General features: G+C 54.0%; 11 protein-coding genes and 1 tRNA gene. 6 read left to right on the top strand and 6 right to left on the bottom strand.

The genetic code is table 11. The features are described 5' to 3' along the window. Window positions 1-20: 20 nt before the first annotated feature. Together KSF73_11390 and KSF73_11385 are read right to left on the bottom strand one after the other, a co-directional pair. Window positions 21-362, bottom strand: a complete 342-nt coding sequence (locus KSF73_11390) for a YraN family protein (protein ID MBV1776314.1) — start codon at window positions 360-362, stop codon at window positions 21-23. Then, window positions 359-1513, bottom strand: a complete 1155-nt coding sequence (locus tag KSF73_11385) for a penicillin-binding protein activator (GenBank protein ID MBV1776313.1) — start codon at window positions 1511-1513, stop codon at window positions 359-361. The genes KSF73_11390 and KSF73_11385 overlap by 4 nt, the downstream gene beginning before the upstream one ends. On the opposite strand from KSF73_11385, the gene rsmI reads away from it, so the two are divergent. Beyond that, the gene (rsmI, locus tag KSF73_11380) at window positions 1514-2386 is read left to right on the top strand and encodes a 16S rRNA (cytidine(1402)-2'-O)-methyltransferase (protein MBV1776312.1); all 873 of its coding nucleotides are present in this window, start codon (window positions 1514-1516) and stop codon (window positions 2384-2386) included. On the opposite strand, the gene KSF73_11375 is transcribed toward rsmI, so the two are convergent. Beyond that, entirely contained in the window at window positions 2368-5730 is a 3363-nt protein-coding gene (locus KSF73_11375) for a CHASE domain-containing protein (protein ID MBV1776311.1), read from the bottom strand. The two genes, rsmI and KSF73_11375, sit on opposite strands and share 19 nt — an antisense overlap. Before the next feature lie 229 nt (window positions 5731-5959). Here KSF73_11375 and KSF73_11370 point away from each other — a divergent pair. The 4 genes from KSF73_11370 (at window position 5960) to KSF73_11355 (ending at window position 11255) form a co-directional block, all read left to right on the top strand. After that, window positions 5960-6044: transfer RNA gene (locus tag KSF73_11370), tRNA-Leu, on the top strand. Between the two features lie 149 nt (window positions 6045-6193). Beyond that, complete coding sequence (locus tag KSF73_11365; protein MBV1776310.1) at window positions 6194-7801, top strand: NAD(P)/FAD-dependent oxidoreductase; 1608 nt, start codon at window positions 6194-6196, stop codon at window positions 7799-7801. Window positions 7802-8064: 263 nt separating this feature from the next. Next, window positions 8065-10596, top strand: coding sequence for a DNA mismatch repair protein MutS (mutS, locus tag KSF73_11360; protein MBV1776309.1), 2532 nt, complete (start codon window positions 8065-8067; stop codon window positions 10594-10596). Window positions 10597-10823: 227 nt separating this feature from the next. Next, window positions 10824-11255, top strand: a complete 432-nt coding sequence (locus KSF73_11355) for a hypothetical protein (GenBank protein MBV1776308.1) — start codon at window positions 10824-10826, stop codon at window positions 11253-11255. Window positions 11256-11344: 89 nt separating this feature from the next. Here the strand turns inward: KSF73_11355 and KSF73_11350 are convergent, their stop codons facing one another. Then, window positions 11345-12103, bottom strand: a complete 759-nt coding sequence (locus tag KSF73_11350) for a C40 family peptidase (protein MBV1776307.1) — start codon at window positions 12101-12103, stop codon at window positions 11345-11347. Window positions 12104-12281: 178 nt separating this feature from the next. On the opposite strand from KSF73_11350, the gene KSF73_11345 reads away from it, so the two are divergent. Further along, window positions 12282-13964, top strand: a complete 1683-nt coding sequence (locus tag KSF73_11345; GenBank protein ID MBV1776306.1) for a ubiquinone biosynthesis protein UbiB — start codon at window positions 12282-12284, stop codon at window positions 13962-13964. An 82-nt stretch (window positions 13965-14046) separates the two neighbouring features. Here KSF73_11345 and KSF73_11340 read toward each other — a convergent pair whose 3' ends face one another. Both KSF73_11340 and KSF73_11335 read right to left on the bottom strand, forming a co-directional pair. Next, entirely contained in the window at window positions 14047-14526 is a 480-nt protein-coding gene (locus KSF73_11340; GenBank protein MBV1776305.1) for a hypothetical protein, read from the bottom strand. A 95-nt stretch (window positions 14527-14621) separates the two neighbouring features. Beyond that, entirely contained in the window at window positions 14622-15473 is an 852-nt protein-coding gene (locus tag KSF73_11335; protein ID MBV1776304.1) for a kinase/pyrophosphorylase, read from the bottom strand. Between the last annotated feature and the right edge of the window lie 92 nt (window positions 15474-15565).

Here is a 15565-nt window from a genome sequence, read left to right as displayed (position 1 = left end):
GGGGTTGGGTGTGGGGCGGATCAGGCAAATTCTAAGATGTGCTGAAGCCATTCCGGCGCTTGATTGCCATCGAACAGCACAGCATCAAATCGGCAGGGAGGGGTTACCGGCATTGTTTGCAGATAGACCTGCGCACAGCGCCAGAGTTTCTTTTGCTTGCTTAATGTAATACTGGCCGCAGCGCCGCCAAAGCGGGATGACTTACGCTGGCGCACTTCAAAAAACACCAGCGTCTTGCCATCCCAGCCAATTAGATCCAGTTCGCCCAGTTTACATTGCCAATTACGCGCAATGAGCCTGATGCCACGAGCAAGCAGAAATTCAGCAGCTTGCGCTTCCGCATCTTGTCCCAGCGTGTTCATTTTACCTGTACACCAGTGGGTGGCAGTGTCGCGGGAGAGACTGCCTCGGCGGCATCAGTCGCTTTGCCTGCAGGTTCGGGCGGCGCGGTAGCAGGCCCGACACCAATTTCGCCAGCTACAAGATCACGCACAAATCGGTGATCCGGCATTAACTTCAATGTGCCGGTGACACCTTGCATTTCAATGGCCGCATCTGGATTCGACACCATGAGTAATAAAACCAGGCGGTAGGCATCTATACCAAGCGCATACAGGCGATCAAGCGAGGCAGGCAGAGCGGGCTCCGCGCGGGGGAACACCGTATTGTCCGGATGCCAGGGGTCGAGTAACCAGGGCATATCGACAAACCGAACACCCGCCAGGTCGAGATTGGCGCCTGCCAGTGCAAACTTGCCATTCCAGACTTGCGACGTGGCATACACCTTGGCCGACTGACCGAGGTAAGGCCGGATCATGCGGGCCTGCAAATCAGTCGTGGCAAGGAAGGCTGCATCAGCTGTTTGCTTAAGGAGCGCGTCGCGTAATTTGGCGTAGGATTCACGCGTACTGCCCAACATACCAATTTGCGGAGCGGATTTCGCCAGTGCATGCCATTCCGCTGCAAATGCTTCACGCATGCGTTTGGCTAGCGGTCCCTCGCCTTCCACCACCATCGGACGATTGACACCTGCCTCATACATCAAGCGAGCGGTCTGGCGCGCTTCATCCTCAATGGCAAGCGAGAGAGAGAACAGATGCGAATTGGGTTTACCCTCGACGCTATTGAGTGCGAGGACAGGCACTTCAGGCTTGGTACGGGTAGCAATGGCGTTGACGCCCTGACGCGTCAGTGGGCCAATCATGCCTACAGCACCGGCCTCGATCGCCTTTGCATAGGCCTTGACTGAATCTTCGGCCTGCTCACCCGTGACATACAGACGCACCTTGGGCGTCCGCTCGTCACCGAGCTTGCTCTCTGCCGCCTGAATACCTGCCCAGACCGCATTGACAGGTCCTTCCAGCCCCTTGGCATCCAAAGGCAGAATGACTGCGATATGTGGAGCGGACGCTTGCGCTATCTCTTCTGTGCTGGCAACTGTTGCCATGCCGCAGTAAAGTAGCGCAACTGCGCCAATCCGGCCAAATTGTGTTAACACCGTACGAACGAGCATATGGAACATTACCAGATAGACCGACCCGCATTATATGTTGTGGCCACCCCCATCGGAAACCTCGATGATATGACAGTGCGCGCAACGGCTGTTTTGCGAGGCGTGGATCTGGTTGCGGCGGAAGATACCCGCGTCACCGGACAACTTTTGCGCCATATTGGCTCGGGTGTGCGAACCATTAGTCTGCGCGAGCATAACGAGCGTGAAGCGGCACAGTTTGTCATCAGTAAGCTGGCGGAAGGGCTGGCGGTTGCGCAGGTGTCAGACGCCGGTACGCCTGCTGTATCCGATCCGGGCGCGAGGCTGGTTGAGGCCGTGCATGCAGCTGGGTACCGTGTCATTCCGATTCCGGGGCCGTCAGCCGTGCTGACTGTGCTGGCTGCAGGTGGCATGCAATCACCCCGGTTTTATTTTCATGGCTTTCCGGAGGCCAAGCGGGTTGCGAGGCGTAAAGAGTTTGAAGGTCTGAGCCAATTGCCACACACGGTGGCATTTTTCGAGGCGCCGCATCGGATTGCCGAATCGCTTGAAGATATGGCTGCTGTATTTGGCGAGGAGCGGATGGCCGTGGTTGGACGCGAGCTCACCAAGACCTTCGAAACCATCAAGCGCGCCCCACTTGGCGAACTGGTGGGCTGGGTAGCAGCAGACAGCAATCAGCAGCGCGGCGAGTTAGTGGTGCTGATCGAAGCGGCTCCGCTACGCGAAGAAGATATCAGTACGCACGACAGAATTCTTCTGCCGTTGCTGGACGCATTGCCGCTCAAGCAGGCTGTCCGGCTGGTGGCAGATATCACGGGCGGTAACAAGAATGCCCTGTACGAGCGTGCACTCAGTCTGCGCAAGGAGCAGGATCAGTCCGGCGACGAATGATGCGTCATCCACGCGCGAACGGTTAGATCGAGTTGCTGTAGTTGCATTTTCAGCGACTCGAGTGCGCTCGCATGAGGTAAATTGCCCTGACGAGCCTGCTTTTCCAGTACTTCAATGTGTGATTGCAATGTATTTGCACCCATCTGCGCGGTCAATCCGCGCATGGTGTGTAAATGGCGCCGGATATCTTCCGGATCGCTTGCGGCCTCAAGTGTTTCGAGGAGTTGTGGCAGATACGCAATGGTTTCCTGAATAATGCGTGCTGCTAAATCGACATCTCCGCCTGTTCGACTGATCACCTCGTCCGGATAAAAATCGCCATCAGCCGTCAGTGGATTGACCGTTGGGTGCGCAGGCATGGCTGGCTCACTGTCAGCACCTTCTCCGGGCAGCCAATTTGCCAGTTTGATGCCTAATTGCGTGAAATTGATCGGTTTGGGGAGGAAATCATCCATTCCCACATCCATGCAGTGTTGCCGATCATCTGCATAGGCGTCGGCGGTAAGTGCGATAATGGGGATAGGCGTCAGATGTGCGCTAGCTTCCCGTGCGCGAATGCGTTCCGTTGCACTGTACCCATCCAGTACAGGCATTTGAACATCCATCAAAATCAGATCAGGCTGGCGCCCCTGATTGAGCTTATCGATGCAGTCCTGCCCGTCGACTGCCTGACTCACGGTCAACCCTAGACGTACCAGCATGCTGCCAATGACTGTCCGGTTGATCGAGTTATCGTCGGTGACGAGCACATGCCCCTTTAAGCGCGGGATCAGGTGCTGTGCAGGGTCATTCAAGCTGGCTTCACCGCCATGAACAACGGCGGACTGATCGGCTGCGAGTAGAACAGGCAGCTTGAACCAGAATTGCGAGCCTTCGCCGGCTGTGCTCTCCACGCCAACCTCACCCCCCATGAGGGCGGCCAAGTGCTTGACAATGGATAGCCCCAGACCAGTGCCACCAAAACGGCGTGTTGTGGAGTTATCTGCTTGGGTAAATGGCTGGAAGAGTTGCGCTAGGCGATCCTGACTGATGCCGATGCCCGAATCTTTCACCGAAAACGTCAGGACGGCATGCGAAGCATCAAGCAGCTGTTCGCTGAAACCGATGTGTACCTCGCCTGAGGCCGTAAACTTGATGGCATTCCCCACTAGATTGGTGAGCATCTGCCTGATCCGCATGGGATCGCCCATGTAGAGCAGGTTGTGTGTACGTTTGTCGCTATTCAATGCCAGCCCCTTTTGACGAGCGCTGTCACGGAACAAGGTGTGTGTTTCCTCTAGTATTTGGGCGGGGTCAAATGGGATCAGTTCCAGCTCCAGCTTGCCGGATTCGACCTTGGACAAATCAAGAATGTCGTTCAGCAGTGACATCAGTGCCTGCCCGGAATGAACAATGGTTTCTGCGTATAACGCGCGGTCTTCCGGGGAGATATCTGAATGCATCAACAATTGCGCCATGCCGAGCACGCCATTCATGGGGGTACGGATTTCGTGGCTCATGGTGGCCAGAAAACGGCTCTTGGCAACAGTTGCAGCCTGAGCTGCCTGCATGGCTTCCTGCAAGCGGAATTCGGTTTCCTTGCGCTCGGTAATATCGGTAGCAGTGCCGCGATATCCCAGAAACATTCCCTGATCATCGAAGCGTGGTACGCCACTGACACTAAACCAGCGCGGCCGCTCTTCTATCATGATCTGATATTCAAAATGCCGGAATGGCCGGTGCTGTTGCAAGTCTTCCCGGTGCTGCTCCCAATGCTCGGCATGGGCTGCAATAGCCGGCCCGACTAGCGCCTCGTGAAACTGCCCGATGAGCTGCCCCGGCATGAGACCCAGACTGGTTTCTGCATTGTCCGAGAAATAGCTGAATCGCAATTGACTATCCAGCTCCCAGAACCAGTCCGACGAAGCGGTAGAAAAGTCACGGAAACGCGCTTCACTGGTCAGTAGCTGTGCTTCTGCCTGCTTGCGCTCGGTAATATTACGGGCGGAATTAAACAGAACACGTTCGCCATCCAGCTCGAAGGGGTGGCTCTTGATCTCCACATCCATAATCGAGCCGTCTTTGCGCCGATGCCGCGTTTCAAAGGTGGTAACCGCGCCGGAGTCGAGCAGCGCTTTGATTGCCCCCTCAATTTCATGCTCGGGAAACATGACATCCCAGTCGCGCACATTTAACTCACGCATGCCCGTCTGGCTATAGCCCAGCATGGCGCAGAAGGAATCGCTGCATTCCAGTATGACGCCGTGCTTGTTGATGATATGTATGCCATCGGTTGCGCTGCGCATGAAGAGCTGGTTTTTGCGCGTTTCAATGTCCAGTGCCTCACTTCGTTCCTGTACGATTTTCTCAGCACGCTGACGCGTATTGACTAGCAACCACGTGATGACGAACAGCATCAGGCAGATCAGACCCATGACGCCGGTTTCAACCCAGGGCGGTTCGAAGCGTGAGGTGGCAGCAAATGAGGGCAGGGCAGTGTAGAGCAGTGTCCAGCGACGCCCGCCAATATCGAGCTGGATGTGTTTAATGAAGTCAGGTTTGATCTCTGGTTCATTTACGTTGCGCAGGCTATCGAAGAGCAGCGTGTCTGCGCCGATCGTGCCTTCGTCATAAATCCGTAGCCGGATGTCCTGCAAATCCTCCCTGAGGATATTGTCGATCAGATCGTTCATGCGATACGGGCTGTACACCCAGCCAAGCAATGCCGCCTCCCTTCGCGGTGCATCGGAGAGAATGGCACCATGCCGATAGACGGGTACATACGCGAGTACCCCTGCCTGAATATTTTTGTCTGTTTCTTGAACTAATTTGACTTTGCCACTGATTGCAATCTGTCCAGTACTTGCGGCGCGCTGCATGGCGGCGTGACGGACAGGTTCCGAATACATATCGAACCCGACAGCCCTGAGATTGCGCGCATCCAGCGGTTCAAGATAGATGATCGAGGTGTAGATTTGCCTGGGCGTATCCGGACGCACCCTGAAATCAGGCAGGCCTTCCTGATGGGCTCGTGCTTCAACTTCTTGAATGCGATCCTTAGGAATGATTGCCGCGTAGCCAAGCCCCTGAATGCCGGGATAGACCGATTCAAGCTGCAACTGCTGGTAGTACTGACGCCAGTCACCCCGGTGCACCTGATCAGAAGCAGCCATCAAGCCCGCAGCACTCCGCAAAATCTGTGTATAGCTCACCATGCGCCACGCAAGTTTTCCGGAAATACGTTTTGTATCCGTTTCAAAGTGCTGCTTGAGATTGTCGTGGTGACGCTGCTTGAGCTCACGCATCGTGAACGAAACAGCCAGAAGCGCAAATAGCAAGACCACTACCGGCAGCAGTAGCGGCAAAAATTGAAATCGATGGGACGTAGAGCGTATTGCCTGCAGCTGCACGAATCACCTGTGTGGTCGATAGAGTGCCCGGATCGAACGGGATGCTTTTGTTTTAGCAGGAGAATGTCAGCGTTATATGAAAAAGGGAAGACGGGTCGATAATTGGCGCGCCCTTTTCTTCTGAAAAAAATCTTCACAAACGCTTGCAACACGCCTTTTTTCTGGACATAATGCGCTTCCTCCCGCCCGGGTGGTGAAATTGGTAGACGCGCCGGACTCAAAATCCGGTTCCGCAAGGAGTGTCGGTTCGATTCCGACCCCGGGCACCAGATACAAGCCCAGTGTCAGACACTGACACACAATACAGTGGGCTGCAAATAACCGCGACGGTTCCAACCATCGCGGTTTTTTGTTTTTTGTCCCTTCACCTGTTGTTTCTTACAATACAGGGTTACCGCGAACATCTCGGGAAACAATCATGCTGCGTCTGAACGAACTTGCCTTGCCATTGGAACACCCGCCGGAAGATCTGCCGCGCGCCATTGTCGAACGCTTGAAGATCAAGCCAGAAGATCTGCTTTCCTTCACGGTATTCAAGCGCAGTCATGATGCTCGCCGAGGCAAGCCATTGATGCTGATCTATTCGATTGATTTTGAAGTGCGCAATGAGGCCGCCTTCAAAAAGCGCGTGGCGAGTGACAGCAAGATCGTCCCGACGCCAGATATGAGTTATCACTTTGTCGGGCAGGCGCCCGCCAACCTGACGACCCGCCCGATCGTGATTGGTTTTGGCCCGTGCGGCATTTTTGCAGCCTTGTTGCTGGCTCAGATGGGCTTCAAGCCCATTGTGCTGGAGCGCGGCAAGGCTGTACGCGAGCGGACACAGGATACCTGGGGACTATGGCGTAAAAAGACCCTGAATCCCGAATCCAATGTGCAGTTTGGCGAAGGTGGTGCGGGCACGTTCTCGGATGGCAAACTATATAGCCAGATCAAGGATCCGCGCTATCTCGGCCGCAAGGTGATCGCAGAGTTCATCAAGGCTGGCGCTCCGGAAGAGATTCAATACATCAGCAAGCCGCATATCGGCACTTTCCGTCTGGTGGGGATGGTCGAGCGCATGCGTGAAGAGATCCAGTCGCTGGGCGGCGAGATCCGGTTTCAGTGCAAAGTGACCGACTTTCTCCGCGAAGGCGATGCGATCAAGGGTGTCGTGCTGGAAAATGGCGAGACTTTGTATAGTGACCACGTCGTGCTGGCGCTGGGTCATAGCGCGCGCGATACCTTTGCCACTCTGCATGAGCGCGGCGTCTATATGGAAGCCAAACCATTTGCTGTTGGTTTCCGCATTGAGCATCCGCAATCCATGATCGACCGAGCACGCTTCGGTAAGCATGCAGGCAATGAGCTGCTGGGCGCTGCAGATTACAAGCTGGTGCATCACGCTGCCAACGGCCGCGCTGTGTATAGCTTCTGCATGTGTCCGGGCGGCACTGTGGTGGCAGCTGCATCCGAGCCAGGGCGTGTCGTGACCAATGGGATGAGTCAGTATTCGCGAAACGAGCGCAACGCCAATTCCGGTCTGGTGGTGAATGTCACACCAGAAGACTTTGGCTACGAAGGCGTGTTGGCTGGCGTCGAATTCCAGCGCAGGCTGGAAGAACATGCCTTTGAGCTAGGCGGTGGCACCTATGAAGCACCGGGGCAGCTGGTAGGTGATTTCCTGGCTGGTCGTCCTTCTACCAAACTGGGGAGTGTCGAACCATCGTACAAGCCCGGTATCAAGCTCGGTGATCTGAGCACAGCGCTGCCAGCTTTCGCTATCGAGGCCATGCGTGAAGCCTTACCTGCCTTTGGCAAGCAGATTCACGGCTATGATATGAACGATGCGATTTTGACTGGCGTAGAAACACGCACATCCTCGCCTGTACGGATCACACGTGGCGACGACTTCCAGAGCCTCAATACCAAGGGATTGTTCCCGGCTGGAGAGGGTGCTGGCTATGCCGGCGGAATCCTGTCTGCAGGGGTGGACGGTATCAAGGTAGCCGAGGCGGTGGCGAAGTCGATGCTGGGAATTCAATAATTCCGGGTATGGCTCGCTACAGCGGAGCGCTCTTACCCTTGCCGCATGAGCTAAAATATACACACCCCAAAGGGCTGCCGGTCAAGTGTGAGGGCAGCCCTTGTTTCGACATGCAAATCCATGCATGCTCCCGTTTTTCCTCATTCCGCATACAGATCCATATCACGTCGTGATTGAATGTGTTTGCCCCTTTGCCTGAATAGACCCGCCAGATGGACGTTATACACGACCCGTTCACCGCGCCCATGAGCGCGCATACCCCCATGATGCAGCAATACATCCGGCTCAAACAGGACCACCTCGACAAGCTGGTGTTTTACCGGATGGGTGATTTCTACGAGCTGTTTTTCGAGGATGCCGTGCGTGCTGCGCGCTTGCTCGATATCACGCTGACTTCGCGCGGGCAAACGGCGGGCATCCCGATCAAAATGGCCGGCATTCCATTTCATGCGGCCGAGGGCTACCTCTCCAAACTGGTGAAACTGGGCGAAGCGGTGGCCATTTGTGAGCAGGTGGGGGATGTAGCCACCAGCAAAGGTCCGGTTGAGCGCAAGGTTGTACGGGTTGTCACACCCGGTACGCTGACCGATGCGGCATTTCTCGATGATAAACGCGAAAATCGCATCCTGGCGGTCAATGTTGTGCGCGGTAAACTGGGGCTGGCCTGGCTGTCGCTGTCATCGGGTGACTTCCGGGTGATGGAAACCCAGCCCGAAACGCTGGCGAGCGAGCTGGAACGATTGCGCCCAGCTGAAGTACTGATGCCGGATGATCTGACCAGCGAACTGGCGATTGGATCGGGCTATATGATCCGCAAGGTGGCCGCCTGGCAGTTTGATCAGGAGTCGGGCTTGCGCAATCTGAGCAAGCAATTCCAGACACAGGATCTCGCTGGTTTTGGTTTGAATGGCGCGGGTGTGGCAGTTGGCTGTGCTGGTGCGTTACTAGAATATGCGCGCCAGACTCAGTGCGCAGCCCTGCCGCATCTGACCGGGTTGATCTCCGAGCATGCAGGTCAATATCTGTCGCTGGATGCGGCCACGCGCCGCAACTTGGAGCTGACTGAAACCATTCGTGGCGAGGCATCGCCCACCTTGTTCTCGGTGCTGGATAACTGTGCGACCAGCATGGGCAGTCGAGCCCTACAGCACTGGTTGCACCATCCCTTGCGCGATCAGCGACAGATCATCGAGCGGCGTGATGCCATCCGTGATCTGATTGAGACTGGCGCAGATGATCGTTTGCACGGCATGTTGCGAAATGTGCATGATATCGAGCGGATCAGTGCGCGGATCGCATTGCGTTCTGCACGCCCACGCGATCTCGCGGCGTTACGCGAAAGTTTACGCGTCTTGCCTGACTGCCTCAGCGCCCTGCCTGACAATGCGCTTATGGGGCAATTGGCTCAGGATATCCAGCCTGATGCCACGATTCTGGCGCTCCTGGAGCAGTCTATCGCCGATGAACCGGCGGTACTGGTACGCGATGGCGGAGTCATTAAAACGGGCTTTCATGCCGAGTTAGATGAATTACGCGACATCCAAAGCAATTGTGGCGAGTTCTTGCTGGCGCTGGAGGTGCGTGAGCGCGAGAGAACGGGCATCAGCAATCTAAAAGTCGAATACAACCGGGTACACGGTTTCTACATCGAAGTCACCCATGCCAATGTCGACAAGATTCCCGAAGACTACCGACGCCGGCAGACGCTAAAAAACGCCGAACGCTATATCACACCGGAACTCAAGACCTTCGAGGACAAGGCACTGTCTGCGCAGGATCGGGCGCTTGCGCTGGAAAAGGCTTTGTACGAGCAGGTGCTGGAGTCGCTGGCAACTCATGTGCCCGTTTTGCAGCGCTGCGCCCACGCAGTTGCAGCAATGGATGTGCTCAGTAACCTGGCCGAGCGCGCGCGTACACTGGACTGGTGCGCACCTGCGTTTGCAGAGGGAGAAGTTATCCAGATTGAGGCTGGTCGCCACCCGGTTGTCGAACAGCAATTGCGCGACGCGGGCGGAGATGGTTTCATCGCAAATGACCTGCGTCTGGGCGTGGATCGCAAGCTATTGCTGATTACTGGCCCCAATATGGGCGGTAAATCGACCTATATGCGTCAGACAGCCCTGATTGTGCTGCTGGCGCAGTGCGGCAGCTATGTGCCCGCTACGCGCTGTGTCATCGGCAAGGTCGATCGCATCTTTACGCGAATCGGCGCAAGCGATGATCTGGCAGGTGGTCGTTCTACCTTTATGGTCGAAATGACGGAAACTGCGAATATTCTCAACAACGCGGGTGAGCATGCGCTGGTATTAATGGACGAAGTCGGGCGAGGTACCTCGACCTTTGACGGACTGGCGCTGGCATGGGCGATTGCGCGGGCGCTGATTGAAAAGAATCGCGCATATACCCTATTTGCAACGCACTATTTCGAGTTGACGCGTCTGGCAATGGATTACCGGCAGGTTGCCAATGTGCATTTGAATGCGGTGGAGCATCGTGATCGCATCGTCTTTTTACACAATGTTTCTGACGGACCGGCGAGCCAGAGTTATGGTTTGCAGGTTGCGCAATTGGCAGGTGTGCCTAAAGAGACGATTCGTCAAGCAAAACGCTATCTGGTGTCGTTGGAAAACAACGAGGTTGCACAAAATCTACAAGGTGATTTGTTTGCAACGCCGTCTGTCGAACCTGAAAACAACACTGATCCATTGCGGGACGCCCTTTCCAGCGTGGATGTAGACAATTTGACACCACGTGCAGCACTTGAGCTGATTTATTCCTTGAAGGCGCAACTTTGACGACCTATAAACTTTGAGATGCTGGGCTATACCTGATTTGAGGTATGGGATTAAGATAGGTGTAGTACAGCATTTGAGGGTTTAATGGTATTCGGTATTTTGAATAACATTGAATTCTAATATGGTCGTGATTGTTTCAGTGAACCGAATGATCCGACTGGTGTGTTCAATCTTCTCGTCTTACAACAGAGCCGGATGAACATCCGGCCACTCAGTGGAGAGTTGCCGTGGAAGTACAACTGGAGCAGGAGAGAAGTGTTCTGGATGCTGGCGTAGCTCGTATCTTTGGCATTAAGCCAGATGAAACGCACGTGCATCTAGATGCAGTTCGATTGCGCGCTGCGCGCAACCTGGCCGCCTATGGCAAGAAACTGCAGGCCGTTTTTGGCAAGCAGGCCATTGCCGTTCCCCCGCCGGTGCAATTGCGCTGGTGGACGGATGGTGGTCGGATTGCAGTCGTGGGTGCGCATCCAGCCAAGGAAAAAATCGAGGCGATCCTGAATGCTGAAGGTGAACTTGTGGAGGAGTTCAAGGAAATCGAGTTGCTGCACGAAATTGTGCACAATATCGAAAACAGCGAAGGTGAACCACTAGATGGACGTGTGTTTAACGTAGGCCTGACAAGCTGTGGGGCCATTGCGTTTTATACACGTGGCTGACTGTCTCTTTGACTCATTGATGTAAGAAAAGACCGGATTTAATCCGGTCTTTTTCTTTGGCTGATACTATACGCAAGCTAGCCGGGCAATCAATGCTTCTTTTTTGGTTTCTTTGCGGGTGCAGTGCTTTTGCCACCCTTGCCTGCAGATTTACCATTTTTGGCAGATTTGCCTTTTTTACCCTCATTTTGTTCTTTTTCTCCTTCGCGCATGAGCATTTGCAGCATCGGAGATCGTGCGTCGTATGATTCTTTCGTCAGACGGCGCGCACCATTAAATCGCTTAGTCCAGTACTCATCACTGAACTTCACCACTTGTACCGATGCGCCTGTGCGCGGCGCATGAATAAAGCGGTCGTCCCCCATATAAATACCCACATGGGAGAATTTACGACCCAGTGTATTAAAAAACACCAAATCACCTGGCGCCAATTCGTTTCTATCTACCTGATCCCCCAGGAGACTAATCGCAAAGGCGTTGTGCGGCAGGGAAATGCTCATGGTTTGCTGGAAAACGCGCATGATGAAGCCGCTGCAATCCAGTCCTTTTTCGGCGCTTGCGCCCCCCCACTTGTAGTTCACACCGATGAAACTCAAGGCCTGCAGGATGACATCCTGACTAAATCGGGCGGCGAGATCATCGGTTTTTGCTTCATTGTCTGCAATTGCCTTGGCACGCGGACTGCTCGCTTTTCGCGAGGGCACCGGGGTGTCCGCGGACTTGGATGGAATGGCAGCAGGCGCGCTGGCTGTGTCTTTGGCTGGCGTAGCGGTTGGCTCGTCAGCCGGGGCGCCCAGCATGGCTAAGGCCAGCAGGGACGCAAGAATCTTGCGTGTCGGTACGATCATGTGTCGGCACTAGGAATAGGTTTGAACATGCTGAAATTCGAAATTTCCGCGCATCATGCCTTACATTTCCCGTCTGCGCGAGAGAATCAGGTACAGAGCCATCCGTGTAGCCGTTGCGAGTAGAGAAAAAACTGTGCAATCTCAAACCTGCTGATCAGCGGCACGCTACAATCGGACCATGCTCAAAGAAACTCTCAGTCTAATGCGCGATGCGTCGCGCATCCGTGAAATCATTGGCGTAATGGCGAGACACGGATTTGGCGATTTAGTTCGCAGAATCGGTATTCATCGTTCATTCGAACGAGCGGGCGAAACCCTCGATTTACAGGAAGAGCGCGCCCGCACCCCGATGGAGCCAGCCGTTCGCGCCAGAAAAGTGCTGGAAGAGCTTGGGCCGACTTTCATCAAACTGGGACAGATTCTGGCCACCCGCGTGGATGTGCTGCCGCCCGAATGGATTGTGGAGCTGGAAAAGCTGCAAAGCCATGTCCCGCAGACGCCATTTGCCGAGATCGAGGCAGAATTACTCGAAGCGTGGGGTGTGCCGCCTTCGGAGATTTTTGCCACACTTGACCCGGAACCCATTGGATCAGCGTCAATCGCACAGGTGCATGGCGCCACGCTGATGGATGGTACGCAGGTCATTATCAAGGTACGTCGTCCGCATATAGTGCCGCGTATCGAAGCCGATCTGCGTGTGCTGCATCATCTTGCCAGTTTGATGGAATCTGAGTTTTCCGAGGTGCGCCGCTACCAGCCTGTGCGCATTGTCGAGCAATTTACGCGTTCACTCAGGCGCGAACTGGACTTGGCGCAAGAAGCGCAGAATCACAAACGCTTCCAGCAGAATTTTGCCGAAGATCCCGACATTGTCATTCCAGATGTTTACTGGGACTGGACCTGCGAAAAGGTCAATGTTCAAACCCGTATCAATGGTATTCCCGGTAGCAAGATCGCCAGCCTGGAAGATGCCGGACTGGACAGGCGTGCGCTGGCCAAGCGCGGCGCTGATGCCGTATTGAAAATGATCCTGATTGATGGCTATTTTCATGCCGATCCACATCCGGGCAATGTGTTTTATCTGAGCGGTAATCGCATCGCCTTTATCGACTTTGGCATGGTGGGTCGCTTGCCGGGTAAGCGGCGTGATGAGATTGTCGATTTACTGGCCGCACTGGCCAGTCGCGATGAACAGGGCATTCAGGCCGTTCTACTTGATTGGACGGGTGACGAAACCGTCGATGAGGAAAAACTGGCCGAAGATATTGCCGAACTCATCTTTAATTACGAAAGTCTGCCGCTTAAAAATATACGCTTTGGCCAGTTATTGAGCGATGTGGTGGCCATTGTGCGCGAGCACTCGATTGCGCTGCCACCCGATTTGACCTTGCTATTTAAAGCGCTGATTACACTGGAAGGGCTGGGGCGTCAGCTTGATCCGGATTTCCAGATGGTGGCGCATCTGGAACCCTTTGTCCGTAAAGTACTCATTCACCGCTACGACCCGCGCGCATTGGCGCGTAAAGGTCGGCGCAATATGGTGGAATTATTTTCACTAGTTGGCGGATTACCCCGCGATGTGGCTCGCCTCATTAAAGCAGCCCGGCGCGGCAAACTGAAAATTGATCTGGACCTGAAACGACTCGATCATTTTGGCCATCAGATCAATGAAAGCAGCAACCGCCTGACGCTGGGCATTGTCACGGGCTGTCTGATTATCGGCTCCAGTATTGTCATGACGGTAGCAGCAGGCCCGAAGCTGTGGGGCTTGCCTGCGCTGGGTCTGATCGGCTTCCTGATCGCGTTTTTCAATAGCCTGTGGCTGATTGTGTCGATCTGGCGGTCGGGGCGGCGGGATTGAAGGTGTTTACCTGTAGGGGCGACCTGCGGTCGCCTTCTAAACTTTGAATCGACTGCGTGTGATGATATGTCGTCATCCAATTCTAAAGCGTACAATCATAGATAGGATGTTGATCTTTTTCTAATTGAGCGAGCTCTGATTTGAATTCAGGATTGCTTTTGCTGGTAAGTTTGATTATTTTGTCGTTAAATGAATCGCGAAAAGCCTGTTCCGGATTGGCGAAATCGTAAAAAGAAGCCCGAACTTTATCAATTTTATATTTGTCTAGTAATTTAATTAAATTAACATTATTGCAACCACTGAATGGGCCTGGATTTGCAATAATGTAATAAATCCTTATGCCGTTATTGAAGAGTGCCTGCGCGTTCCTTTCACCATCTTTTTTCGCTTGGTCGATTGAATGATCATACTCGGCATTGTTTAATATGTAGATTGGGCGATTGTTTTTTGCAGAGAAAAGGATTTTCTCTACCCATAGCGTCAACATCAGCATACATACAATCAACATAAAAACCCTTGGATTGAGTGCGGTAAGCTGATAGCTTCCTGACATCATCTTCATATTTTTTTTGATCAGGCTGGCTGAGTTTGTAGAAGCGGTGCCATACCCTTTGACATGCACAGGGTATGGCAATCATCAATGACAATTGTACTGAATTAAAACACCTGCCGCTTCAGATTCGCCTTGTGCAGAATGGTACTGGCTAACTCTTCAATCGACTTGTTAGTGGTATTCAGATGCTGGATACCGTGTGCGCGGAACATCGCTTCAACCTCTGCGATCTCGAATTTACAGTTGTCGATGGAAGCGTAGCGGCTATCCGGTTTGCGCTCGGTACGGATTTGCGCCAGCCGTTCGGGCGTGATGGTCAGCCCAAACAGTTTGTGCTTGTGCGCCAGCAGGGGCTTCGGTAGGGATGACTGACCGAAGTCTTCCGGTGTAAGCGGGTAATTGGCTGCCTTGATGCCGTATTGCAGGGCCAGATACAGGCAGGTTGGCGTTTTGCCGGAGCGCGATACGCCCACCAGTACGATATCTGCAAGATTCAGATCAGTGGGCTTTACGCCGTCATCGTGTGCGAGCGCATAATTCACCGCCTCAATGCGTGAATTGTATTCGTTGAAATTTTCGATGCTATGGCTGCGGCCTACGGTATGCGAGGACGACTGCTCAAGCTCGGCCTCCAACGGTGCAATGAATGTCTCGAAAAAATCGACAATATGACATTCGGGGATGTGAATGATCTGCCGGATATCTTCTTTGACGATGGTCGAAAAAACCAGTGGACGTGCACCGTCTGTCGCGGCTGCCTGACGCAACCGTTCGGCGACTTGTAAGGCTTTTTCAGGTGTATCGACAAAAGGCAGGGTAGCGCGTCGCAGCTCAATGCCCTCGAACTGGGTAATGAGGCTGTGACCCAGCATTTCAGCTGTGATCCCGGTACGGTCGGATACAAAGAAGACAGAGCGGCGATTCGGCATATTGTTATCCCTGAAAGGTGCACGCATCATCAAGAGCGATGATCTGGGCTAATACAAGCATAGATGGTGCCACAGTCGCGACCTTGCGCGATACACTTGCTGCACTGCAAAATTTCAAA

This window comes from Burkholderiaceae bacterium DAT-1, assembly GCA_019084025.1.
Classification (GTDB): Bacteria; Pseudomonadota; Gammaproteobacteria; order Burkholderiales; family Chitinimonadaceae; genus DAT-1.
This window is presented reverse-complemented; position numbering and strand designations above follow the sequence as displayed.

Excerpts from the sequence above, each read along its gene's own strand:
- mutS (MBV1776309.1), top strand. The coding sequence starts at position 8,065 with ATGATGCAGCAATACATCCGGCTCAAACAGGACCACCTCGACAAGCTG.
- KSF73_11385 (MBV1776313.1), bottom strand. The coding sequence starts at position 1,513 with ATGCTCGTTCGTACGGTGTTAACACAATTTGGCCGGATTGGCGCAGTT.
- KSF73_11350 (MBV1776307.1), bottom strand. The coding sequence starts at position 12,103 with ATGATCGTACCGACACGCAAGATTCTTGCGTCCCTGCTGGCCTTAGCC.
- rsmI (MBV1776312.1), top strand. The coding sequence starts at position 1,514 with ATGGAACATTACCAGATAGACCGACCCGCATTATATGTTGTGGCCACC.
- KSF73_11390 (MBV1776314.1), bottom strand. The coding sequence starts at position 362 with ATGAACACGCTGGGACAAGATGCGGAAGCGCAAGCTGCTGAATTTCTG.
- KSF73_11335 (MBV1776304.1), bottom strand. The coding sequence starts at position 15,473 with ATGCGTGCACCTTTCAGGGATAACAATATGCCGAATCGCCGCTCTGTC.
- KSF73_11340 (MBV1776305.1), bottom strand. The coding sequence starts at position 14,526 with ATGAAGATGATGTCAGGAAGCTATCAGCTTACCGCACTCAATCCAAGG.
- KSF73_11365 (MBV1776310.1), top strand. The coding sequence starts at position 6,194 with ATGCTGCGTCTGAACGAACTTGCCTTGCCATTGGAACACCCGCCGGAA.
- KSF73_11345 (MBV1776306.1), top strand. The coding sequence starts at position 12,282 with ATGCTCAAAGAAACTCTCAGTCTAATGCGCGATGCGTCGCGCATCCGT.